This window comes from Agrobacterium bohemicum (genome assembly GCF_002896715.1).
Lineage (GTDB): Bacteria > Pseudomonadota > Alphaproteobacteria > Rhizobiales > Rhizobiaceae > Agrobacterium > Agrobacterium bohemicum.
Genome location: NZ_PGEL01000018.1, coordinates 48,483 through 70,771, shown reverse-complemented (window position 1 = coordinate 70,771; position 22,289 = coordinate 48,483). Strand labels below are relative to the sequence as shown.

General features: G+C 56.7%; 21 protein-coding genes and 4 pseudogenes. 13 read left to right on the top strand and 12 right to left on the bottom strand.

Annotated features, from left to right (window positions below; genetic code table 11):
• The first annotated feature begins 12 nt into the window (after positions 1 to 12).
• Positions 13 to 260, top strand: a pseudogene (locus CUC55_RS04200) (type II toxin-antitoxin system RelE/ParE family toxin).
• Positions 261 to 404: 144 nt separating this feature from the next.
• Here the strand turns inward: CUC55_RS04200 and CUC55_RS04195 are convergent.
• The 5 genes and pseudogenes from CUC55_RS04195 to CUC55_RS04170 all read right to left on the bottom strand — a co-directional run.
• Positions 405 to 482 (bottom strand): annotated as a pseudogene (locus CUC55_RS04195) (IS6 family transposase); the annotation flags it as partial.
• A gap of 2,132 nt (positions 483 to 2,614) precedes the next feature.
• Positions 2,615 to 3,739, bottom strand: a complete 1,125-nt coding sequence (locus CUC55_RS04185; RefSeq protein ID WP_103087060.1) for an NAD(P)/FAD-dependent oxidoreductase — start codon at positions 3,737 to 3,739, stop codon at positions 2,615 to 2,617.
• Between the two features lie 35 nt (positions 3,740 to 3,774).
• Positions 3,775 to 4,782 (bottom strand): Gfo/Idh/MocA family protein, encoded by a 1,008-nt coding sequence (locus CUC55_RS04180; protein WP_067653259.1) that lies wholly within the window; start codon positions 4,780 to 4,782, stop codon positions 3,775 to 3,777.
• Between the two features lie 28 nt (positions 4,783 to 4,810).
• On the bottom strand, positions 4,811 to 6,325 hold the full coding sequence (locus CUC55_RS23300) for an amino acid ABC transporter permease/ATP-binding protein (protein ID WP_103087091.1): 1,515 nt from the start codon (positions 6,323 to 6,325) through the stop codon (positions 4,811 to 4,813).
• A 104-nt stretch (positions 6,326 to 6,429) separates the two neighbouring features.
• Positions 6,430 to 7,227 (bottom strand): ABC transporter substrate-binding protein, encoded by a 798-nt coding sequence (locus CUC55_RS04170; protein ID WP_245304049.1) that lies wholly within the window; start codon positions 7,225 to 7,227, stop codon positions 6,430 to 6,432.
• A gap of 267 nt (positions 7,228 to 7,494) precedes the next feature.
• Between CUC55_RS04170 and CUC55_RS04165 the strand changes: the two genes are divergently transcribed.
• From CUC55_RS04165 to CUC55_RS04155, 3 genes are all read left to right on the top strand, one after another.
• A complete protein-coding gene (locus CUC55_RS04165; protein ID WP_067653263.1) occupies positions 7,495 to 8,571 on the top strand; it encodes a LacI family DNA-binding transcriptional regulator in 1,077 nt (358 codons plus the stop codon).
• Between the two features lie 329 nt (positions 8,572 to 8,900).
• The gene (locus tag CUC55_RS04160) at positions 8,901 to 9,374 is read left to right on the top strand and encodes an Hsp20 family protein (RefSeq protein WP_103087059.1); all 474 of its coding nucleotides are present in this window, start codon (positions 8,901 to 8,903) and stop codon (positions 9,372 to 9,374) included.
• Positions 9,375 to 9,450: 76 nt separating this feature from the next.
• Positions 9,451 to 9,750, top strand: a complete 300-nt coding sequence (locus CUC55_RS04155) for a DUF982 domain-containing protein (RefSeq protein WP_067653268.1) — start codon at positions 9,451 to 9,453, stop codon at positions 9,748 to 9,750.
• 505 nt (positions 9,751 to 10,255) lie between these two features.
• Here CUC55_RS04155 and CUC55_RS04150 read toward each other — a convergent pair.
• The 4 genes from CUC55_RS04150 to CUC55_RS23525 all read right to left on the bottom strand — a co-directional run bounded on the left by CUC55_RS04150 (position 10,256) and on the right by CUC55_RS23525 (position 11,573).
• Positions 10,256 to 10,459 carry a hypothetical protein gene (locus CUC55_RS04150; RefSeq protein WP_067653270.1) on the bottom strand — a complete coding sequence of 68 codons (204 nt, stop codon included), beginning with the start codon at positions 10,457 to 10,459 and terminating at the stop codon, positions 10,256 to 10,258.
• A gap of 71 nt (positions 10,460 to 10,530) precedes the next feature.
• Positions 10,531 to 10,770 carry a DUF982 domain-containing protein gene (locus CUC55_RS04145; RefSeq protein ID WP_103087058.1) on the bottom strand — a complete coding sequence of 80 codons (240 nt, stop codon included), beginning with the start codon at positions 10,768 to 10,770 and terminating at the stop codon, positions 10,531 to 10,533.
• A 242-nt stretch (positions 10,771 to 11,012) separates the two neighbouring features.
• The gene (locus CUC55_RS04140) at positions 11,013 to 11,249 is read right to left on the bottom strand and encodes a SemiSWEET family sugar transporter (RefSeq protein ID WP_210176163.1); all 237 of its coding nucleotides are present in this window, start codon (positions 11,247 to 11,249) and stop codon (positions 11,013 to 11,015) included.
• 132 nt (positions 11,250 to 11,381) lie between these two features.
• Complete coding sequence (locus CUC55_RS23525; protein WP_067653276.1) at positions 11,382 to 11,573, bottom strand: DUF2934 domain-containing protein; 192 nt, start codon at positions 11,571 to 11,573, stop codon at positions 11,382 to 11,384.
• Positions 11,574 to 12,019: 446 nt separating this feature from the next.
• Between CUC55_RS23525 and CUC55_RS04130 the strand changes: the two genes are divergently transcribed.
• Together CUC55_RS04130 and CUC55_RS04125 are read left to right on the top strand one after the other, a co-directional pair.
• The gene (locus CUC55_RS04130; RefSeq protein ID WP_067653278.1) at positions 12,020 to 12,634 is read left to right on the top strand and encodes a flavodoxin family protein; all 615 of its coding nucleotides are present in this window, start codon (positions 12,020 to 12,022) and stop codon (positions 12,632 to 12,634) included.
• A gap of 67 nt (positions 12,635 to 12,701) precedes the next feature.
• Positions 12,702 to 13,310 carry an exopolysaccharide biosynthesis protein gene (locus CUC55_RS04125; RefSeq protein ID WP_103087057.1) on the top strand — a complete coding sequence of 203 codons (609 nt, stop codon included), beginning with the start codon at positions 12,702 to 12,704 and terminating at the stop codon, positions 13,308 to 13,310.
• Positions 13,311 to 13,431: 121 nt separating this feature from the next.
• Here the strand turns inward: CUC55_RS04125 and CUC55_RS04120 are convergent.
• Positions 13,432 to 13,680: pseudogene (locus CUC55_RS04120) on the bottom strand (DUF4158 domain-containing protein); the annotation flags it as partial.
• 235 nt (positions 13,681 to 13,915) lie between these two features.
• Between CUC55_RS04120 and CUC55_RS04115 the strand changes: the two are divergent.
• The gene (locus CUC55_RS04115; RefSeq protein WP_103087056.1) at positions 13,916 to 15,019 is read left to right on the top strand and encodes an IS110 family RNA-guided transposase; all 1,104 of its coding nucleotides are present in this window, start codon (positions 13,916 to 13,918) and stop codon (positions 15,017 to 15,019) included.
• 418 nt (positions 15,020 to 15,437) lie between these two features.
• On the opposite strand, the gene CUC55_RS04110 is transcribed toward CUC55_RS04115, so the two are convergent.
• Positions 15,438 to 15,986 (bottom strand): TetR/AcrR family transcriptional regulator, encoded by a 549-nt coding sequence (locus tag CUC55_RS04110; protein WP_067653286.1) that lies wholly within the window; start codon positions 15,984 to 15,986, stop codon positions 15,438 to 15,440.
• Positions 15,987 to 16,099: 113 nt separating this feature from the next.
• Here CUC55_RS04110 and CUC55_RS04105 point away from each other — a divergent pair, with 113 nt between their 5' ends.
• From CUC55_RS04105 to CUC55_RS04085, 5 genes are all read left to right on the top strand, one after another.
• Positions 16,100 to 16,888, top strand: a complete 789-nt coding sequence (locus CUC55_RS04105) for an SDR family NAD(P)-dependent oxidoreductase (protein ID WP_067653392.1) — start codon at positions 16,100 to 16,102, stop codon at positions 16,886 to 16,888.
• Between the two features lie 54 nt (positions 16,889 to 16,942).
• On the top strand, positions 16,943 to 18,040 hold the full coding sequence (locus CUC55_RS04100) for an alkene reductase (RefSeq protein ID WP_103087055.1): 1,098 nt from the start codon (positions 16,943 to 16,945) through the stop codon (positions 18,038 to 18,040).
• A gap of 114 nt (positions 18,041 to 18,154) precedes the next feature.
• Positions 18,155 to 18,979 (top strand): oxidoreductase, encoded by an 825-nt coding sequence (locus tag CUC55_RS04095; RefSeq protein ID WP_067653291.1) that lies wholly within the window; start codon positions 18,155 to 18,157, stop codon positions 18,977 to 18,979.
• 50 nt (positions 18,980 to 19,029) lie between these two features.
• Entirely contained in the window at positions 19,030 to 19,890 is an 861-nt protein-coding gene (locus CUC55_RS04090) for an alpha/beta fold hydrolase (RefSeq protein ID WP_067653293.1), read from the top strand.
• Positions 19,891 to 19,921: 31 nt separating this feature from the next.
• The gene (locus CUC55_RS04085) at positions 19,922 to 20,926 is read left to right on the top strand and encodes an NADP-dependent oxidoreductase (RefSeq protein ID WP_067653295.1); all 1,005 of its coding nucleotides are present in this window, start codon (positions 19,922 to 19,924) and stop codon (positions 20,924 to 20,926) included.
• Positions 20,927 to 21,416: 490 nt separating this feature from the next.
• Here CUC55_RS04085 and CUC55_RS04080 read toward each other — a convergent pair.
• Positions 21,417 to 21,815: pseudogene (locus tag CUC55_RS04080) on the bottom strand (transposase); the annotation flags it as partial.
• 186 nt (positions 21,816 to 22,001) lie between these two features.
• On the opposite strand from CUC55_RS04080, the gene CUC55_RS04075 reads away from it, so the two are divergent.
• Positions 22,002 to 22,262, top strand: coding sequence for a hypothetical protein (locus CUC55_RS04075; protein WP_157940908.1), 261 nt, complete (start codon positions 22,002 to 22,004; stop codon positions 22,260 to 22,262).
• The last annotated feature ends 27 nt before the right edge of the window (positions 22,263 to 22,289 follow it).

Genomic DNA, 22,289 nt, shown 5'->3' with positions numbered 1-22,289 from the left:
GATCGCGACGCAATTTTTACTTTTATCGAGTTGGAAACCCGGCCGCCGCCATTTTGGTCAACGAACGCATCGTCGTTGCAGTCGGTCGCCTGATCGATTTTCCAGCAAGTGGCCGGGTTGGCAGAATTGCCGGGACACGCGAACTCGTAATTGGCGGAACGTCTTACGTCGCAGCGTACGCAATCACAGAAGCTAGGGTTCGAGTACTGCGTGTCTTGCACGGGGCTCAAGAATGGCCTGAAGATTTTCCAAATAGTTAGCCTGGTCCTAAGTCTTCCGGACCAAGGTGTTTGCGGTTCGTACCCCTTCAAGGCGTCAGGTCCTGACGTCTGGTCTCGCTATTATATTCGCGGATGCCGATCGGGCACAGGCACTGTAAAATTGTCAGCTGCACCGTAGGATCACAGCTCGTCAGTGATCATCACACGTGGCGAACACCATTGTCCTTTCAGAAGCTTCCGCATCAGACGCTTCGCAGGCTTGACATAGGGGCTGCGGCAATCTCACATGCGCGCGTTGATACGGCCAAGGGAGATTTATCGAGATGCGTCATGTGCTTACCACGGCGACGAGCGCCATTATTTTGGCTTTGACCACGGGGNCGTCCGCGGCGGATATCAGCCAGGGCGGCGCCAACGCCATACGTGACAATCTCAATCATCTGCTGCCCAAGGACATAGCCAAGAGTGCGCCTGTTACAGTCACGCCGGCCGGATCGCGCTACGAGATCGTCTATGACTTCGCCAAACTGCTGGCAAAGATCAAGAAAGAGGATTTCAACATCAAGGGCCTGGCGCCCTTCAAAATGTTCGCGAAACCGCAGGACAACGGGCTCTGGGATCTCGAAGGCAACAACAACCTTAATGTTACCGGCCATTTTACCGGGCCTGACAAGAAACGCTCGGACTTCACCTATTCGGTTGCCGACATGGTGTTTAACTCGGTCTTCGACCCGGCAATCAGCTATTTCCGTTCCGGTGATTTCAGCGCCAGGGATTTGAAATTCACCTCGTCCACCGATACCGAGGTGGTCAATATCAGCTTCGGCGACATGATCTACAAGTTGGCCTCCGCCGAAAGCGCCACTGCAGGACGCCTGGATTTTGTTACCAACGGCAAGTTCAGCACGTTTGCGGAGCAGGTCAGCAGCGAAGAAATGCCACCGATCCAGATCTCGGCAGACAGTCTGGATTTCGATGCCAAGGTCAATGGCATTGCAGCCAAGGACTTAAAGGAAATGGTCCTGTTCGTGCTAGATCACGCTGACCAGAAGCATCTCACCAAGGAGAGCGAGACCAAGCTCAAGGACATGCTCGGCAATGCCTTTCCGCTGCTGAGCTCGCTTGAGGAAACTATCAGGCTTAACAACTTCGCCGTCACCAGCGCCATCGGCGGCGGCGGCGCCAAGTCCTTTGGCTATCACATCAAGGTCGATGGGCCGAGCAACGCGACGCGCATCGGCGTGGCGATGGATGCTGCCGACGTGACGCTCGACAGCGTGCTAGTTCCTGCCGATTATACCGCCTTCTTGCCGCAGGCGCTCGATATCCAGTTCGGTGTCCCGGGCATGGATTTCGCAGCTCTCGGCGACGAGTTCATGAAGATGGACTTCACCAAGTCGACCGGCGACAGCGAGAAGGCGGGACAACAGGCCGCCGAGAAGCTCTTCCCGGGCGGTATCCTGAAGGTTGATTTCCCGAAGGTCAGCGCCAAGTCCAGCGTCTATGACGTTGAGGTGTCCGGGGAGCTGGAAGGCCGCGTCGATACCCAGACGGACTACAAGCTGAACGCATCGATTGTGGCGCGCGACTACGACAAGACGATCACGGCCGTGCAGGAACTGGCAAAGACCAATCCCGATATGACCCAGGCATCCTTCGGCTTGATGATGATCAAGGGTTTTGCCAAGGCCGATCCCGATGGCGCGCAGCGCTGGGACGTGGCGATTGCCAGCGACGGCTCGGTCAGCGTCAACGGCCAGCAGATCAAGGGGCCGGACGCACCGGCCACTGACGAGGCCGTGTCTTCGGACGAGGCGGTTCCCTCGGATGAGACAGCGCCTTCCGACGATACCAAGCCCTGATTGAAGAAGGCCCGCTCTGAACGCAGGCTTTTTTCGTCGGCAAGACAATGACGAAGCGCCGGTTGCCGGCCTTGCAGGCATTCGGGACGGTTTGCGTCTGGCAGCCGTGCTCGCTGCAAACCAAGCAAAATTCGCGCGTGCAGATGCTATCGGGACGGCCCGGTCGGTCGGGCCNGCCTGAACCATCCAGCCAATCATAATTACAGGCGATGTTACGGCCATTCGCCGCGATCAGCTGTCGCACGCAACCACGCACCTACTCGACCTGCTACAAATGTCGTTGGGCACTTAATCGGGTCTTCCTGAATTTTGTGCGTTCGATCGGTCAATTTTATTGGCATTATCCGGGCGCCGAGAAGTTTAGGTCCGGCCGTGCCGAATATTTCGCGCTTGATCTTCTTCCGTCGGCTGATCTGGCCTTCTGTCTGGCCATCTAGCCTAGCCTCGTCTCTGTCAGATACACCACTCCTCCCAAACCCAGCCCGAGTGTGGAGGGCGGCGCTCTGTTATCAAGTGCTGCCGCCTAGGTGTTCAGGCGTTGAAGCGTTCCGGTCGAAACGTCGCTAGAAGCGGATGTCGGTTGCCTGTCGCCATTTCGTGGGCTGTCAATTCGCCAATGATGAGGCCGAGAGTGGCGCCGCTATGGCTAAATGCGACGTGGCAACCTGGCACATTGGGCAATACCCCAAGCACTGGCTCGCCGTCACCTGGTATCGGTTTAAGACCGGCACCGTAGGAGGCCATTTCCAGCTTCGGTTGTCCGGCCAGGACACGGGACGCTTCCGTCAGCAGTCTGTCTATGGTGGATTGTTCGACTTCGTAGGAACCGTCGGCGCGCGTCACGACTTCGTCCGCTGCCCAATCGGCATCTATGGCGAAGGTGGCGTCCGGGGCGGGACGGATAGCAACACGGGGCGTGTTGAGTACGGCTGTCAACGGATGATTGATCTTTTTGGTGGTCACAACAAGGGCGACAGGGGTGCCATCGTCAATTTTTTCACCGAGTTCGGCAGCCATTGCTGGAACGGCGGGTCCGGTTGCGACGAGAACCGCATCAGCGATATGTCGCTGGCCTGCCGCCGTATCCGCACCAACAGCTTGCCCTTCTTCAACAGCAACTTGCGCCTTACCCTCGTCGGAAATGAGTACCCCACCGCGCTTGGCAAATTCTTTCATCAGATGAACGATAAGCGAGGGCAGATCTACCCATCCCTCGCCGGGATTGAAGATCGCGCCGATCCCAGTGATCGCGGTTGCTTCGACACCGGGCGTCATATTGGATACGTCCCCAGGGNTCAGATGCTGCGCATCATAAGCAAGCGATACCTCGTGGGCATACGCCGCCGATATCTCGTTGCCTTCGCCTTCCGGATCCCATGTCAGGCCACCATCGAACTTGAGCCAGTCGACCGGACCAAGCTGGCTTGACAATGTCCGATACCGGTCGATCCCAGCCATGCGCAGAAGGTGATAGGGGTTCGAGCGCATACGGGCTGAATTGAGCCACGATAACGAGCGGCCAGAGGCCCCGTTGGCAACTGGGCCGTCGTTAATAAGGGTGACGGAGACGCCTCGCCGCAAGAGATTTACGGCGGTCGAGACCCCGAAGATACCAGCGCCAATGATAACGGCTGAAGAGATTGTATTTTTGGACATAGGATTGTCTTTCACTCAGATTGCTATTCAAAAATTCAGAGGGTTTCCCATCGGCCAGAGATGGCCGAGCGAAAAAGGGCGTCGATGGCCCTCATATTGGCGATGGCGTCATCGAGACCTGGTAGCGGCGGGGTGCCAGAGAGAATTGCCTGCGCGAACGCGTCTGCCTGCAAGCGGTACTGGTTGGCAGATGCAATCTCCATCACCTCGCGACCGGAGCCTGAAAGATCGCGTCCATCATCCACGGTGATTGTGGTGGTCGCGTCGAGCGGAGCATTAAACGGCACATCGATTTCAATACGGCCCGCTGTTCCAAGCAGCGTTACCTTTTGCGTCAGAGCCAACTGTGTGGAGCAGGTAAAGCCGAGTTGACACCCGCCGGGAAACTCGAGAAGACCGCTGGCTAACCTGTCCGTTCCGAACTCTGGATCACGGTCGAAGAGGCCGATCGCGCGAAGGGGCTCGTTTGCGAAGGCATAGCGGGCTATGTTGAGGGCATAGCAACCGACATCGTAAAGGCCACCACCGCCAGTGCTTGGCTGATTGCGGACATTGTCCGGCTCGTTCAGAAAATAAGAGAACAAAATCTGGATCGCTCGCAGTTCGCCAATACGGCCGCTGGCTATAAGCGCATGCACCTTATGCCATTGCGGATGATGACGCACCATGAAGGCTTCCGCGACCGGCACCCGCAGGATTTTGGCAGCTTCGGCAAGCGATTTGGCCTCGTCAGCCGTAAGTGCGATGGGCTTTTCGCAAAGCACTGGTTTGCCGTGCTGCAACGCCTTCAGTGTCATCGGTACATGCAAATGGTTAGGAAGCGGATTGTAGATAACATCGATATCGGGATCCGCCAGTAACGCATCGTAGCTGCCGTAATAGCGCGGGATGGAATGCGCCAAAGCGACAGCCTTTGCCTTTTCGAGCGATCGTGAAGCGACTGCCTCCACACGACCAAACATGCTCGTCTGTATTGCGGGAATGACCGTACTTGTCGCGATGTCGGCGCACCCCAATACGCCCCAGCGGAGTGTCTTCGTCATTGTCAATCCTCTCTCTGATGTCGGTCGGTCACAATACTTCGGCGAGGAAGCGGCGCAGACGGGGGCTTTGCGGGTCGTCAAAGATACGCACTGGCGTGCCGGTTTCCACCACGCGACCTTCGTCCATGAAGACGACCTGATCGGCAACGCGTCGAGCAAAGCCCATCTCATGGGTGACGACCACCATTGTCATACCCCGCCCACCAAGCTCCGCCATCAGGTTGAGGACACCTTTGACGAGTTCGGGATCAAGCGCGCTCGTCACTTCGTCGAACAGGATGACTTCTGGTTCCATTGCCAGGGCCCGGGCAATGGCCACGCGCTGTTGTTGGCCGCCGGAAAGACCACCGGGCCGATGATGTTGGCGACTGGCCAGTCCCACATCGGCAAGGCGTGCCTTGGCAATGCGCTCTGCCTTCTCCCGGGNCATTCGCTTGATTTTGGTCAGGGACAACATCACGTTGTCGAGTGCCGTGTGATCGGGGAACAGATTGAAATGTTGGAATACCATGCCAACGCGGCGCCGCAGTTTCTCGGGCTTCATTGCAAGAATATCGTTACCATCAAGCAGAAGCGTGCCGCTCTTTGGTTCTACCAAGCGGTTGAGGCAACGTAGCAGCGTGGATTTCCCAGAACCTGACGGGCCTATGATGCAGGTTACGCTGCCCGGCTTGATCGTGAGGTCTACGCCTTTCAGCACCTCCAACTCGCCGTAGGCCATGGTCAAATCCCGAACATCGATGCTCCCGCCCTTGAATGCAGCGCTGGTATCCTTAGTCTGTTGGGCCCGGTCGAGTTCAGAGACCTCTTCCAGACCGCTGGTCAGGGTTGTCGACTTCTGCTTGCCAATGCGCAACCGCATATCGATCGTGTTGACCAAGTGCGTCAGCGGTACCGTGATGACGAGGTAAAAAATTCCGGCCAAAAGCAGAGGTGACAGGTTTCCCGTAACAACGGCCTGATCCTGTCCAACGCGAAAGATCTCGCGCTCAGAGGCGAGCAGGCCCAGGAAGTAGACGAGGCTGGAGTCCTTAACGTTGCCGATGAATTGGTTGACGAGAGCCGGTAAAACCCGGCGTATGCCTTGTGGTACAACGATCAGGCGCATGCCCTGGCCGTAACTCATGCTGAGCGCACGTGACGCTTCCATCTGCCCTCGATCAACGCTTTGAATCCCCGAGCGGAAGATTTCACCGATGTAAGCACCGGCGATAAGACTGAGTGCAAGAATGCCGAGAGGATAGGGAGAAGGCCCAAATAGATCTCGTCCGATGCGAGCAAAGCCCTGACCGATGAGAAGGATGGTAACGATGGCGGGAAGGCCGCGGAAGACGTCGGTATAGATACGCGCGGGGATGCGTAGCCATGGCGAGCGGGATATCCCCATGATTGCCAGGACCATACCAATAATGACGCCGAACACCGTGGACGCAAAGGCAAGAATGAGGGTGTTCTTCAGGCCCACGGTGATCATTGCAGGCAGGACTTCGGCCATCGCATTCCAGTCGAAAAAGCTTCGACTGATATTATCAAACCAGTTCATACGGTCTTCCTTCGAAGTATCTTTACCTGCCGGGCAGGACGAGGAAATGTGGCCATCAAGCGGCTGCTTGGAAAGCCCGACCAAGAGGCGGTCGGGCCAGCGCATTACTTCTTGGGGAGATAGGCTTCGGGCATCGGAGAACCTGGGAACCACTTTTCGTAAAGCGACTTCCAGGTTCCGTCCTGCATGGCGTCATGCAGACCTTTGTTGAAGGCAGCCTTTAGCGCGTCATTACCCTTGCGGATGACGAAGCCTGCGGGGGCGTCAAAGCTCGGAATGTTGATTGCGATCTTCAACGCCGGATAGCGGGCCGTGTACTCTTTGGCGGCCTCGTAGTCGAGGAAGTGGCCATCAACGGTGCCATTGTTCAGGCCGGAAATGGCGGAGTTGTTATCGGGAAATTTGACGAGATCTGTTCCCGCAAAGTTTTTCTCTGCATAAATTTCTTGCAAAGTGCCCTGTACCACGCCCAGGCGTTTGCCTTTTAGCGCTGCCGCATCCTTGATAGCAGCATCGGGCGTGACCACCGACAGATATCCGGCGAGGTACCCATCGGAAAAATCAACTGTTTGCTTCCGTTTGTCCGTCGTGCCAATGGCGGCGACCGCAACGTCGAAGCGACCGTTGGCAACCGACGGCATCAGCGCTGAGAACTCCTGGCCTGTGAAAATGACTTGGTCCTTTTTGAATCCCATCCGTTCTGCAACGTTCAAGAAAAGCTCAATATCGAAGCCGGTAAAGGCACCGTCCACTGTGGTAAACGTGTAGGGCTTCGCGTCGCCCATTGTGCCGACGCTGATCGTCTGCGGGTCGATCAATCCGTAAGGGTTTTCAGCCGCTCTGACAGCGTTTGTTGTTCCGCCGGCCAGCACAAGGCTGAGGGCGAGCGCTGCGGTGCGCATTTGCGCTGAAAACGAGAATTTTGGCAGGGCAGAAATCTTCATTTTGGTTCTCCGTCTCTGGTGGTTGTTTGCGGATCGGTTTCGCATGACACGGAGCATTAGCCGACGGAGGTCGCCCTCAGTCGTCACTTGCGTCACGGACCGGTTTCTCAATTGATTATTTCCACTGAGACCAGTCTCTTTTAGATTGAGACCGGTCTCTTTGTGGTCTCATGATTGTTATATTCGAGTTGACCGCTCGTCAATATCTCTTGTAAAGCTTAATCCATGAAAGAAATTCAGCCAAAGAATACTGCTACAACGGTGGCCGACGTTGCACGTTCAGCGGGGGTGTCGAAGGCGACAGCCGCCCGCGTCCTCGGAGGGTACGGGACCGTGAGCGACAAGGTCCGGGACGCTGTCAAGCTTGCTGCGAAAACACTTGACTACCGCCCAAACGAGCTAGCACGCAGCATGACCACCGGCCGGTCTGGCACGATCGGGGTTGTGGTAGGTGATATTGAAAACCCGTTCTTTGGCTCAGCCGTACGCGGCATCTCGGATGTCGCGCGTGCGGCAGGCTTCAACGTAGTACTGGCCACGTCGGGAGAAGATGTTGACGTCGAGCGCGCGGCTGTCAAGACGCTTGTTGCCAAGCGGGTCGATGGGTTGATTGTCTCGCCAGCGCAGGAGAGCGAGACCGAGCATCTCAAGGAACGAGGACGTGCGGGCCGACCGTTGGTTCTCCTCGATCGCGCCATTGCGACACTGGCAGTTGACAGCGTCACGGCCGACGATAGAGCCGCGTCGGAAGCCGTAACACGTCTGCTGCTTGACCGTGGCCACCGCCGTATCGCCTATGTAACGGCTTGCGACACGCCAACGCATCTCTACAATGATATTGGAGAGATACTGACTGGTTCCGTGCGAGAACGCATCGAGGGCTTCCTCCATGCTGGTGAGGAGGCAGGGCTCGCAAACATGCCCCAATGGGTGCGCTTAGGTGCAAACACGGCCGAGGCCACGCGTCAGTTGACCATCGATCTGCTCAGCGCCACTCCGCCTCCGACGGCGATCATTGCTTCCGATAGTCTTATAGCAATCGAGGTGTTCAAGATTGCACGTGAACTCGGCATCATTATGCCAGAGGCCCTTTCGCTTGTTACCTTCCACGATGCAGCGTGGACAGCGGTGACAACGCCGCCTGTTACGGTGGTTCGCCAGCCTGTGTACGAATTGGGCGAAGCAGCCGCCCGAATGCTGATCGAACGGTTAAGCGGTCTTGATAATCCTCCGCGCCAAGTCGTTCTTCCCACGAGACTGATTGAACGTGGCTCAATCGCAACTCTTTTTACGGGGCTCTAAACCTCACTCTCATAGACGTGGTGTAACCTTAAATCTTGGAAGCCGATGCTTCAGGCTCCGATTTTACTCCCACGGGTTCAATCCAGTCGTCCGACGTATCACTTGATATCGGATCCGGGGAAAGCGCCGCACTCGTCGGTGATCCGCTGTCGCTACGCGCTAATGTCGACGGCGGCAATAAAGCTCGATTTTTTCTTCCGAAGCTCTTGAACCCGAAATTTCGAAAANCCAAATCGATGACCGCCAGTCGCTGATAAAGGGCTGGCCTTGCTGGAGGTACCGTCTTTCGGCACTTCCGTACCCCATGTTGCTTCAAGGAGGATATGGCTATGGCAACATCTTACGACTACGCACCTCTTTNCCGATCGAGCGTTGGTTTCGATCGGGTCTTCAACCTTCTGGAAANTGCCCAGCGCGCCCACTCAATCAGCGACTGGCCGCCCTATGACATCGTCAAGACTGGCGATGACAGCTACCGGATCTCTGTTGCTGTGGCAGGTTTTGCGAAGGACGACCTCGACATCACTTTTCAGTCCAACCTACTGACCGTCACGGGCAGGAAGCAGGAGGCAGTAAATGATGGTTACCTGCATCGCGGCATTGCCGGGCGTCCGTTTGAGCACCGCTTCGAGCTTGCCGACCATGTCAGGGTGAACGGAGCGGATCTGGCCAACGGTCTTCTGTCCATCGATCTTGTTCGTGAGATCCCCGAGGAACTAAAACCGCGCAAGATCTCCATCGAAAGCGCACCCGCGCTGACATCGGCCGCTCCGGCGCAGATCGAAGCTCAAAAGGCCGCTTAATCTTCATTGTCGGCTCAACAAGAGGGTGCCGTCGCAACGGCACCCATCACCATTCCGGGTAGGGAAGGAGAGAACGATGAAACCCGATATGTTCAGACAACCCGTTTCCATTATGGTGGGCCTCGGCTTTCCGGCTGAGGTTCGAAGCGTGATGGACGCTTACCGACATCTTGTGGAATGGCCACCGTCACAGAGGAATAGCGCGCACTCAGTCGCGCTTAAGGCATGCAGTGCCGCGCTACGCGGTGAAATCGAAGCCGAGACGGCGCGCGGCTTTTTTGCTGCTTTTGCCGAGAAACACGATCTGATAGCGTCGGAAACAAACTCGATCGCTGCGTGGCGTTGGCGCCGAGACAAAGATCCGCACGTGCTGTGAGGTGACGGGATGATACACAATATGCACCAGAACGCTGCCAACAACGCGATGAAACTAACGGTCCTGTTTCAGGCATACAGATTCGGCGACAAGTGAAGCATTGAGAGTTCCGGCATTTCCGTTGATGCCAAACAGGCGATCTCCACCGCCTGGGGATCAGGCCGTTACGTTGTCAATCCGAAGCCGGTGCTCCATATTGCCGAAANGATCAGAGCCTCATAACCCCACTGGCGGAATAGTATCTGATGGACTGTGCGTCCAAGCGGAACGTTCGATCGTCTGTTCCAGAGAGTGCGGCTCTCATAATGGGCCTAACCGGCGCGCACATTACAAGCGGCTCTGGCCCGGAACGCAGCTCTTGGACTGCGCCGGAATGTGACCAAATAACACATGCCGTGAGAACGATCGTTCCTATCTCATGTGTTGGCTCGTGCAATATGTTTCGCCGTGCCCACTTCTTGTGTCAGAAAGCGGAGGCGATCAGTGCCCATCTCGACTGATTCATCTACTCGTCGTCCCGCGTCTTAAGCGCATCGGAAATTTTTGTTTTCTCTGGGTGGGCGTTGTTTTCTCCCATCGCGTCTCGATCTTCGTCGGGGTCATCGTCCGGGGGCAAATAACCGCGCGGCCTGTTCTCAACCGGCCCTTCCCACCGGGGAGACTGATCGGTGGTTCCGGCAGCACCGTCCGTTGGATCGCCTTTTGCCATTTATATACCTCCTTTGTTAGAGACGGTCGCAACTGGATTTTGTCTCGATTGCGGACATCACCTGATCATGCTCAGTGAAGCAGATTGGCTTCACTGGCTGCCCGCAAGAAGGTCTCGCGAGCTTCCTCTGGGGACGTCCTGCCAGCGATCGCGGCACGACAGATGCTGCGAGCACGTACATATGCCGGACCTCGCAGGTCAGGCCACTCGTCGAGCAAAAAANTCAACGCTGCGAACGGCCCCTGGACTGTCTGACGTCCACTGACGGGCATACTGATTTGAACGGGCTCTCCCCATGCGGCAACCGGCATTTTTCTCCTCCTTGCTGAATGCGTGCCAAACCTAGCTGTTTCATATAGGTTCCCTGATCGGGGATTTTTTCTTTATCAGCCGAGTGGCGAGACAGGGGGCAACCGCCAGTTCCCGCTTTCGAGAACCAGAATGACGGCAGTTAAATTGACCGCTTCCCAAGCTTGGNTCTTATTCTTTAAAGGCACCTTCGGTCTGTTTGACTTGCAGTCCTTGACTAAAATTGGGCAGACAAGCGCGCCTCTTACGGCTTTAGCTTTTTCACGAGTATGACCAGCGACAACAGAAAACAGGCTGAATTTGTGAGGATAATCGGCCATTCGGCGCGCATGATGCCGAATGTTGTCCAAAGTGCAAAGCCTGCAACTGTGAGACAGTACATGCCCGTCGAAATCGCTCGAGTATCGTTGGTCTTAACAACTTTGCAGACTTGCGGGACAAAGCTTGACACCGAACAGATGGAGGCAAGGTATCCAACCAACAGAGCGGTATCCAATGATTGGTTCCTTTCTACCGATTCGTTAGTCGGAAGGGAAAGCCGGGGTGCCTCACGGCTTTACAAAAATATCGACGTTCTCGACCCACGTTCGTTCTGACGAGTTTGATCCACGGGCTAATTTCTACTGTCGTGTTTTCGGCTGGCCAGTATTTCCGAGCCGTCAGGGGATGCCTGGGTTTGGATCATAAGCTCGTATTCTTGGATGGCTTGAAACCAGTGTTCGCGGTCGCCCCCGTCTGTTCGCCCGTTTTCTTCCCAGAGTGCGTATGCGCGTGCGCTAATCCATATATCCCGTTTCTCATACATTGGTGCTGCTCGATCTTATATAGACAAAAGCCTAACTGGCAGGCCTTCCAACCGTTTACTGTCAGCAAAGTTCCTGAAGAATCGGGAGAGGCGATAATCGTACCCTGCAGCATGCAACTCTGAAGCAATGATCAAAAACCGAAGACTTCCGATTATGGAATTTAGTAACTCACGGGACATCGGAATAATGTTCATTCAATGCATCATTCACCTGGCGACATGAATGTGAGTTTTTCCCGCAGGCGCATCTGGGCGATTTACGGTCATCGGCATCAGATGGCCGGAGCCGGAGTTTACTCCCTGCGACGAGTGATCCCTTGAGACGCCGCGTCGATGTTTTGGGAACCAAAGACGCAGCGCATGGTTGGGATGCCAGTTGTTCGGCTCATCAGNCCCCCGCGTCTATGCACAGACTGCTGACCGTCCACAATCTTTCGGAGGTAGATATGGCACTGAAGGTTCTTGCCCTCAACGGCACTCTCAAGACATCGTCATCAACAGAGACATCGTCGACCGCTAGGATGCTTGACCTCATAGTGAAGGAATTCAAATCTTTCGATGCAGTGACAGAAACAGTTTGGCTGGCAGATCATGATGTCAAACCCGGTGTGACATCTGATGAAGGTGAGGGAGATGCGTGGCCCGCAATAAGGACCAAGATACTGAGCGCAGATATCCTTCTCATCGGCACTCCTATATGGCTTGGGCAGCCCAGCAGCGTAACAAAGCGTGCGCTTGAACGTATGGATGCTTTTTTAGAAGAGACCGATGACCAAGGTCGAATGGTTTCTTACGGCAAAGTTGCCGCTGTGGCTGTCGTTGGCAATGAAGACGGTGCCCATCACGTAACTGCCGAAGTTTTCCAGGCATTGAATGATGTCGGCTTCACGATTCCGGCAAACGCCGTCGCCTATTGGGTGGGTGAGGCAATGGGATCCACAAACTTCGCTGATCTCGAGGAAACGCCCGACACTGTAACGACAATGGTCGAAATGCTGGTACGGAACACGGCGCATCTCGCCAACCTCCTGCGAGGAAATCAATACCCAGGTGAGCAGTGAGGTCGCCCTGTGCAAGACAGCCAACGTCTTTGCTCGGCATTGAGCGCTCAGATTGTGGAAACGGAACATGACGTCCCCCGCTCACGCTGATCAACGACAGCAGAACCTCGGAGCTCTTCTCCGAGATTTGTATGCCCTTGCCAGCGACTGTGACAAACCAACGATCCATCACATAAGGGAAACAGTGGGCGAACGAAGTTTTGGGCCTTTTCTGACGATCCCGGCCATAATTGAGATAAGCCCGATCGGTGGAATTCCGGGCCTCCCAAGCGTCATTGCCATTATCATCGCTTCCTTCGCAGTCCAGATATTGCTGGGGCGAAAGCACCTTTGGCTTCCCCAGTGNCTCGAGCGAAGGACGATCAGTGGATCGCAGCTCAAGAGTGGACTTGAGAAGATCGTACCAGCATCGCACTGGATCGACAAAATTGTCTGGCCGCGGATGGAGTGGGCAACGAAATCACCCTTTCTACAGGGNCTCGCGGCGCTGATCATTCTCCTCTGCGCAACTGTACCCCTTCTTGAACTTATCCCGTTTGCAAGTACCCTCCNAATGGCGGCGGTCGCTCTCATCGGATTGTCGCTCATAGCACGAGACGGGCTGCTGGCATGCTCAGCGCTGCTGTTATCGGCTGGGACGGCATATGCAGTCTTCAGCAGTCTGTCTGGTTCGTAGGGATGCACACCCGATAAACACTCAACGTCCTTTCATCGTGCGAGAGGGTTCTGCAATCTATGGCCTTTTGACGGGTTTCTTCACGGCGTGCATCGAGCGAAAATGCTTCCGGGGCGGCTCAGATCTGATCAGCAACATATTTAATCATGGCGCGTACCGGAATTTCTTCTGCCCCGAGCACTCGACCCGGGTATCGCATCATGCATAGCTGAATGGCTAAGCCGAGCCTCTTAGAATTTAGTCTCCGCAGTCCGATCTCCAGGCGATCCGCCAATGACAACGAATAGTGTTGGATCAGGCTGTCCTCGTCGACTGGTATGTCGACAAGCTTTCGATGATCTTGATCTTTGAGAAGCCTGCGCCTTGCCATTGCTCGACTCCATCCATGACGAATCTGCGCTGAGCGTTGTCGAGTCGGGCCGGACAGAGAAACCAAAACTAGCGCATGTCGATGGCAATCCACAGAAATCCAATGCACAAGATCTAATCTACGGCATTGTTCATGCTCCGTTCTGCCTTAGACCCAATGACCGTCATTCCCTCCCAGTGCTGGGAGCGGTTTGGTAGCATAGGAGCTGTCCATGCTACCAACCAGGAGATTGACGATGACGCAGATGAAGTTCATTGGCCTCGACGTGCATAAGGAAACAGTCGCGGTCGCTATTGCCGATGCGACCCGCAACGGCGAGGTACTCTTTNACGGCACCATCCCAAATACAGCCGAATCTATCCGACGCCTCTTTGACAGGCTCCACCTCGCCGAAGTCGAACTCCACTTTTGCTATGAGGCTGGCGGATGCGGGTACGGGATCTACCGGCAACTTCGACAACTCGGCGCTCCCTGCGATGTGATCGCTCCGTCGATGATGCCGAAGAAGCCCGGTGACCGGATCAAGAACGATAGGCGAGACGCCGTTACGCTCGCGCGGTTGCTGCGCGCCGGCGAACTGACAGCGATTTGGGTTCCAGATGAAAGCCATGAGGCGATGCGTGATGTGGTCAGAGCCCGCCGACAAGCGAAAGGTGATCTGGTGGCAGCCAGGCAGATGCTGCTGGGCTTCCTGCTACGGCATGGACGCAAGTTTCCTGGAAAGACGAACTGGACTCGTTCGCATTGGCGATGGCTGGGAGAGCAGGCTTTTGGCTCACCTCAGCAGCAGTTCGTTTTCGGTGAGGGCATCAGGTGCATTGAAGAGGCACAGGCCAGATGCGATCGTTTGGACCAAATGCTTCGGGAAGCAATGACAGGTTGGTCAATGGCGCCGCTTGTGAAGTCCCTGCAAGCCTTGCGTGGCGTCGGTCTGGTGATTGCAGCGACGCTTGTTACCGAGATCGGTGACCTCACTCGGTTCCAAACGCCAAAGCATCTCATGGGGTGGCTTGGGCTGGTTCCTTCTGAAGCATCGAGCGGATCGCGAACGCGGCGTGGGGCGATTACGAAAACTGGCAATGCCGAGGCACGCGCCATGCTTGTTGAAGCGGCCTGGTCCTATCGTTTGCCTGCCCGAGAGGAGCACCGCTACCGGATGAGGGTCGAGGACCTTCCGGAGGAGATCAAAGCTATCGGCTGGAAGGCCCAGGCTCGACTGTGCCAACGGGATCGCCGGCTTTCGGCCGCAGGCAAGCCGCAACCGAAAATCATCACCGCTATAGCTCGCGAGTTGGCGGGTTTCGTTTGGGATGTAAGCCGCCACACTCACTTCGCATAAGAGAAACCAGGCTGGAGAGACTTCAGAGAGACATAACAACCTGACCGGCGTGCCGCGAAATCCAGGCATGATGTGAAATCCTCGCCGTACGTTGGGGCGAGCTTCGGCTTATGCCCGTACTTAGACAGAGGAAGGCCCGCGACGAACATGGGAAATGCGGTAGCCAATCCGCGGATGAGAGCATGATCAATCGTCGACCGATCGGATCGCGGCACACCTGTCAGGTTGAAATTCTACAACATTGGCGTAGAGTCGGTGCTGCAACTCTATGCGACTTTACCTCCATGACGATCATGAGAGCGTACGATTTCGGACTGCTCTTGTTCTGCCCCCTATCTAGATCGACAGCGAGCTGGTTCATCTGACAAANGATATCCATACGCCAACAGGCGCTGCAAATGCGCCTTCGCGGATGCTCCTACTCCACCTGCGTGTCGATCCATGCCCGCGTCTGCTCCAGAACCTCGTCCGACAATTCAGGATCATCGACCGCCCTGGCTAGAATGACGGCTCCGACCATCGCTGCCCAGCTTCCGATCGCTGCACGGCGGGCGTCTGCTGAGCCTTGGTCTGGAAGCGCTTTCTGAATACGAGCGATCTGGGTGCGCAGTCCCTTGGCCATGACTGCTTTCGCTGCAGGCGTCTGATGGCGAATGGCCGCGGCGAGGCCTGCGGTCGGACAACCATTGCCGGGATTGTCCCGGTGGCGAGGCGCCAGATAGGAGCGGACGAAGCCACTGAACTCGCCGTCCCCAAAACTGTCTGCCGCAAGCGCATGCGCCAACGTCTGCGCGACAAGATCGTCCTTCGATGTGAAGTGGCCATAGAAGCCGCCATGGGTCATACCGGCGGCCTTCATGACCTCAGCGACGCTGACCGCATCGAACCCCCTGTCCTTAAACAAGTGGCTTGCGACGTCCAGAATCCGGCGACGGTTTTCCGCCATCTGTTCTCGACTGACTTTCATCTTCAAAATTCTCCGAGCTGGCCATTGACATTTACATGATGGCCGTCATATTTAAACACAATCATGATGATCGTCATGAATATAGGGTCAACCGTAGAAAAGAGCAATCCAAAATGACTCAGATTCCCTTAGTCTTGATCACCGGCGCCTCCACAGGGATTGGCGCGACCTATGCCGAACGGTTCGCACGCCGCGGACATGATCTCGTGCTCGTCGCCCGAGACGTTGTGCGCATGGAGGCGCTTGCAAGCCGTCTGCGCGACGAAACCGGCGTCGCAATCGACATCCTTCCTGCCGATCTCACCAAGTCTGAGGACTTGGCCAAGGTCGAGACCAGGCTGCGCGACGACGCCCGGATCGGCATACTTGTCAACAATGCCGGAACGGCGATAGGTGGAAGCTTCGTCGACCAGAGCGTCGATGACATGACCAAGCTCGTTGGGCTTAACGCAACCGCACTCGTCAGGCTTTCCAGCGCGATTGCTCCCCGTCTTGCCAAGGCAGGGGAAGGCTCGATCGTGAATATCGGTTCGGTCGTCGGCCTCGCCCCCGAATTCGGCATGACCGTTTATGGCGCGACCAAGGCCTTTGTCCTGTTTCTGTCCCAGGGACTTGCCCATGAGCTCGGATCCAAGGGTGTCTACATCCAGGCCGTTCTTCCCGCGACGACCCGCACCGAGATCTGGGATCACGTCGGCGCNGACGTGAGCGCAATGAGCAATGTCATGGAAGTGGGCGATCTGGTTGATGCCGCTCTCGTCGGCTTCGACCGTCGCGAACCGGTGACCATCCCTCCGCTGCACGACGGCGGCCAGTGGGACGCGCTTGATGGCGCGCGCAAAGCCATGCTCGGCAATCTCGTCAATGCAGTTCCCGCTGAACGCTATCGGACGCCGGCGTGAGCTTTCCGACGTCGATGAATCCACACCGATCCAGAGAAACATCACAGTGATATCATGACCAAGACCACACTCTTCCAACCCACCAGCTTAGGCGCAATCACGCTTGCAAACCGCATCGTCATGGCGCCGCTCACCCGCAATCGCGCCGGCGCTGGCTTCGTGCCCGGCGAGCTGACCGCCGGGTATTACGCCCAGCGGGCTTCGGCCGGACTGATCATCTCCGAAGCCACTCAAATTTCGCAGCAGGGACAAGGCTACCAGGACACGCCCGGTATCTATACCCAGGCGCAGATCGATGGCTGGAAAANGGTCACCGCCGCCGTGCACAAGAAGGGCGGGCGGATCGTCCTGCAGCTCTGGCATGTCGGGCGGATCAGCCATGTCAACCTTCAGCCCAATGGTGGCGCACCAGTCGCGCCATCTGCAATCCGGGCGGAAGTCAAANCATTCGTCAACAACGGCTTCGTCGATGTTTCGGAGCCTCGCGCGCTTGAGCTGGAAGAACTCGCTGGAATCGTCGATGATTTCCGCAAGGCCGCCGCCAATTCCATCGAGGCGGGTTTTGATGGGGTCGAAGTTCACGGGGCCAACGGTTATTTGCTCGAGCAGTTCGCCAAGGACGGTGCCAATATGCGTACAGATACCTATGGCGGCTCCGTGGAAAACCGCGCGCGCNTGATGCTTGAGGTGACCGCTGCGGTGGCGCAGGAGATCGGACCCGAACGCACCGGGATCCGGATTTCGCCGGTCTCGCCCGCCAACGGTATTTCCTGCAGTGATCCCCAGACGCAGTACGATTACATTGTCGATAAACTCGATGCTCTCGGTATCGCCTACATTCATGTCGTCGAAGGTGCTACCGGCGGACCCCGCGACGTCGCACCCTTTGATTATGGTTCGCTGCGCCGCCGCTTCAGCAGAACCTACATCGCCAACAATGGCTTTGATCTCGAGCTTGCGACGTCGCATCTGGCCGATGGCAGGGCGGATCTCATCGCTTTCGGGCGTCCGTTCATTGCCAATCCGGACCTGGTGGAACGGCTACAGAGCGGTGCGCCATTGGCGGAAGTGAACGCGGCTAAAATCTTCGGTGGCAGCGCTGCGGGTTATACCGACTATCCCCGCTTTNCCGAAACAACGTCCGACAATTGAGCCATCACTGGCGCCGTACCTCGGTGCGGGCCCTATCATGCAGATCACCATTAACCCCTGACAATTCCCAAGGCTGTGCGGACTGATGTCGCAAGCCAGATCGAGAACAATGCTATGGCAACCTTCGCATCAAAAGGACAGAAGACTGCATTCGTGACCGGTGTCTCAAGCGGCATCGGCAAGGCGGCGGCTTTGGCGCTCAGCCGGGCCGGTTACTGGGTGATCGGCACGAGCCGCAAGGTGGCACCCGGCGAGGTACGCGACGGTATCCGCATGGTCGCCTGTGACGTCACCTCGGACGCTTCCGTGGCTGCGGCCGTGGCGTTTGCACATGTTGAACTCGGTCGCATCGACCTGTTGGTCAACAATGCCGGCTATGCCATCTCCGGCGCTGCAGAGGAAAGCTCAATCGAGCAGGTTAGGGCACTGTTCGACACCAATTTCCTGGGCGTCGTTCGGGTCACGAACGAGGTCCTCCCGATCATGCGCCAGCAGGGCAATGGGCGAATCCTCAACATCGGCTCGGTTGTCGGGCTCATTCCCGGCCCCTTCGGTGCGCACTATACGGCTAGCAAGCACGCAATCGAGGGCTATTCCGAATCCCTGGACCATGAGGTGCGACCATTCGGCATCCGTGTCGCGGTGATCGAGCCATGGGCGACAAAGACGTCTATCGAAGCCAATTCCCCGCAGGGCGATCGTCCTGTCGCGGCCTATCGCGACACATTCGCCCGGTATCAGGCTGCGTTTGCCAAAGCTATGGCAGGTGGCGACACGGCAGATGACGTCGCAGCGACCATTGTTGCGGCGGCGCAGGCCAGGAAGTCAAAGCTCCGCTACCCCTCGGGCAAGGATGCTAGACAGACGGCGTTTGCCAGACGGTTCCTGCCACGCGCGTTGTTCGATCGCATTTTGCGCAAGCAGTTCAACATCGCCTGAGGACCCAACGTCCCTCAATCTGCCCCAACACCGGTAAACAGCAAGCCATCATGACAGTCACATCCGTCAGGACGACATCGCCACCCCGCTACTGCGACGCTCCTAACCGCTTCGTCGCCGTTGACAACATCCGCGCCTATCGTGAGCTCGGCCCACGCGGAGGTGTCCCGCTGGTTCTGCTCAATCACTGGGGTGCGGTGCCGGACAATTTCGACCCGCAGATCGTTGATGGACTTGCTGTCTCTCATCACATCATCGCGCTGGACTATCGGGGGATTGGCCTTTCTGATGGAAGGGCTCCTCTCACCATCGAAGAGATGGCCCGCGACGTAATCGCCGTCGTTGGCAAACTAGGCTTCACTGCGGTTGACGTATTGGGCTTCTCGCTGGGTGGCTTTGTGGCCCAGGACATTGCGCTTAAGGCTCCCAACCTGGTGCGCAAACTGATCCTGACGGGAACGGGTCCTGCGGGTGGAGCCAGCATTGCAAAGGTGGGCGCCGTCTCGTGGCCGCTGATCTTAAAGGGCATGCTGACCCTGCGCGACCCCAAGACCTACCTGTTCTTCACCTCGACCTCAAATGGGCGTCGGGCAGCGAAGGACTTTCTGGAACGGTTGAAGGAGCGACCGCTCGATCGCGATAAGAACCCGACACCCCGCGCGTTCCTCCGCCAGCTTGCCGCGATCAAGGCATGGGGGCGTCGGCCACCGCAGAATCTAGGACGCATTCGTATTCCCGTTCTCGTGGCCAACGGGCATCATGATATCATGGTGCCGACGTCCAACAGCCGCGATATGGCGCGACGCCTTCCGCATGCTGAACTCGTCATCTACCCGGATGCCGGCCATGGTGACATCTTCCAATACCATGCTGAGTTCGTGCCGAACGCCCTGGCTTTCCTGGCTGCCTGACCCTGATAACGTTTTACCCCGGAGAGAACCCGTGAAAGCCTTCGTCGTCGACAAATACAAGAAAAAGGCCCCGCTGCGGCTGGCCAACATGCCTGATCCGGTCATCGGCGCCAATGATGTGCTGGTTCGCATCCAGGCCACCGCGATCAACCTTCTGGATTCAAAGGTGCGTGACGGCGAGTTCAAGCTGTTCCTGCCCTATCGCCCGCCCTTCATTCTCGGTCACGATCTGGCCGGAACGGTTCTTAGGGCTGGCGCCAATGTCCGGCAGTTCAAGGCTGGTGACGAGGTGTACGCTCGTCCCCGTGACGGTCGGGTCGGCACCTTTGCAGAAATGATTGCGGTCGATGCCGCAGACCTCGCGCTGAAGCCGACAAGCCTCTCCATGGAGCAGGCCGCTTCGATCCCGCTCGTCGGACTGACCGTCTGGCAGGCGCTCGTCGAGGTGGGCAAGGTCAAGCCTGGCCAGAAGGTGTTCGTTCAGGCAGGTTCTGGTGGCGTCGGCACATTTGCAATCCAGCTTGCCAAACATCTCGGCGCGACAGTTGCGACCACCACCAGTTCGGCGAATATCGAGCTTGTGAAATGCCTCGGCGCTGATGTGGTGATCGACTACAAAAAGCAGGACTTCGAGCAGGTACTGTCCGGCTACGATCTCGTGCTCAATAGCCAGAACGCCGAGACGCTGGCAAAGTCGGTGAACGTGGTGAAGCCGGGCGGTAAGCTGATCTCCATTTCCGGACCACCGGATGTATCGTTTGCCAAGACGCTGAAGCTGAACCTATTCTTCCGCTTCGTCATGCGGATGCTCAGCCGCAGCATCCTGAAGAAGGCAAAGAGCCGCGGCGTCGACTATTCCTTCCTGTTCATGCGCGCGGATGGACAGCAACTGGGAGAGATCGCCAAGCTGATCGACGCGGGTGTGATCCGCCCTGTCGTGGACAAGGTGTTTCCATTCGCGCAGACGGCGGACGCCGTGGCCTATGTCGAAACTGGGCGCGCCAAGGGAAAGGTTGTCGTTGCCGTTTCGAAATGACCGCAAGGCCCGTCATAGGTTGCTTTATTCAGAGCATAATGTCCGCTTCCATTGCCCAAGGGAGAGGAGCGGACATTCTCCTTTNGACCCCCTTCCGGACATTTCCAAATGAATCAGGTGCTTGATCTGCCGCGTCTGTCTGCCAGCTCGCATCCGAAGTAATAGCAGGTCGATGGTACGTATCCTTTCACATCAGGAATTTTGTCAATTGTTCATTCGCGTGGCATCGAATTACTCCTTCGTCGGCGGATCCACGGTCTGAGCCCATAGCAATTACCGGCCCGGTTCTTGGGCCTATACATCACATCCGGTCGCCGCTCTCACGCGGCTGCACCATTATCCAGCTTTCGACGGGCACGGGCTCAGGAGAACGGGGCCAAACTCAAGGTCGGCGTTTAAAGCCAAANGGATAGCCGGTCCGTTCACCTGGATCCGTCAGGACTGATCAGGCCNTGAGGATTAGAAACTGTGTTTCGGCGCAGTTTGTGTTTCAGGCGTTTTNCATGATTGCACCTTCGATTACGACGCAGGAGTTCACGTACTTCCAGAGTGCAACCAGCAACTTACGAGCAAGCGCCACGATCATCGGCGTTTTTAGGCGGCCGGCGTTACGTGCAACGCGTTCCTTAAACCACGGCGTTAAAGTTGATCTCGGTTGGTGGCGCAGCCATAGCCAGGCGAGCTTGACCATCCTTGCCTGCAATCGCGGATTTCCCGCTTGCGAGACCCCTTGTTCGCGATTGACGTTGCCGCTTTGCCAAGGGGAGGGCGCAAGGCCCGCATAGGATGCGATTTGCCGCCGATTGTCGAAGTGTCGGAACAAGCCTTCCGTGTAAAGTATCGTAGCGAACTCTGGTCCTATTCCTCTGATGCCCAAAAGCGCGGTCGCTTCTTTAGGCGTTTCCGACGTCTCGTGGACGATTGTGTTTCGGCGAGCCATTTGACACCGCCATAGGCACCGAAGGATGACCCNGGCGGGNCAGCAAAAATTGATACACTTCCGGACCATGCTGCGTAGCATATGGGGTCACCCTTCTGCGTCGAAAGGGGTCAACCTTGGAAGCCGGATGACACTTTGACATTCTATTCCCCGATCGTTGCCGTCGAATCGATTCAGTTCAAGCCGGTTGGCTACGACAGTATATTGGTTCGGATTTGGCAGATCACAGCGCAAGGCGCGTGCACTCGCCCTCCCGTTGGAAGCTATCCCCATGAGATGAAGGATGTTGCGATCCGCATTGACCTCAACCACAAACGTGGACAGCACCTCGACTACGACGCTCATTGCACGCTAGGTAAGCTGGTGATTTGTAGTGAAGGAAAAGAGGATCGTTAACTCTGTCCATTCCCTCAGCCTTAACCC

What these genes read in the sequence shown, in the direction of transcription:
- CUC55_RS04180 (WP_067653259.1), bottom strand. Translation starts at nt 4,782, where the DNA reads ATGACGAAGACACTCCGCTGGGGCGTATTGGGGTGCGCCGACATCGCG.
- CUC55_RS04170 (WP_245304049.1), bottom strand. Translation starts at nt 7,227, where the DNA reads ATGCGCACCGCAGCGCTCGCCCTCAGCCTTGTGCTGGCCGGCGGAACA.
- CUC55_RS04165 (WP_067653263.1), top strand. Translation starts at nt 7,495, where the DNA reads ATGAAAGAAATTCAGCCAAAGAATACTGCTACAACGGTGGCCGACGTT.
- CUC55_RS04155 (WP_067653268.1), top strand. Translation starts at nt 9,451, where the DNA reads ATGAAACCCGATATGTTCAGACAACCCGTTTCCATTATGGTGGGCCTC.
- CUC55_RS04150 (WP_067653270.1), bottom strand. Translation starts at nt 10,459, where the DNA reads ATGGCAAAAGGCGATCCAACGGACGGTGCTGCCGGAACCACCGATCAG.
- CUC55_RS23525 (WP_067653276.1), bottom strand. Translation starts at nt 11,573, where the DNA reads ATGTATGAGAAACGGGATATATGGATTAGCGCACGCGCATACGCACTC.
- CUC55_RS04130 (WP_067653278.1), top strand. Translation starts at nt 12,020, where the DNA reads ATGGCACTGAAGGTTCTTGCCCTCAACGGCACTCTCAAGACATCGTCA.
- CUC55_RS04110 (WP_067653286.1), bottom strand. Translation starts at nt 15,986, where the DNA reads ATGAAAGTCAGTCGAGAACAGATGGCGGAAAACCGTCGCCGGATTCTG.
- CUC55_RS04095 (WP_067653291.1), top strand. Translation starts at nt 18,155, where the DNA reads ATGGCAACCTTCGCATCAAAAGGACAGAAGACTGCATTCGTGACCGGT.
- CUC55_RS04090 (WP_067653293.1), top strand. Translation starts at nt 19,030, where the DNA reads ATGACAGTCACATCCGTCAGGACGACATCGCCACCCCGCTACTGCGAC.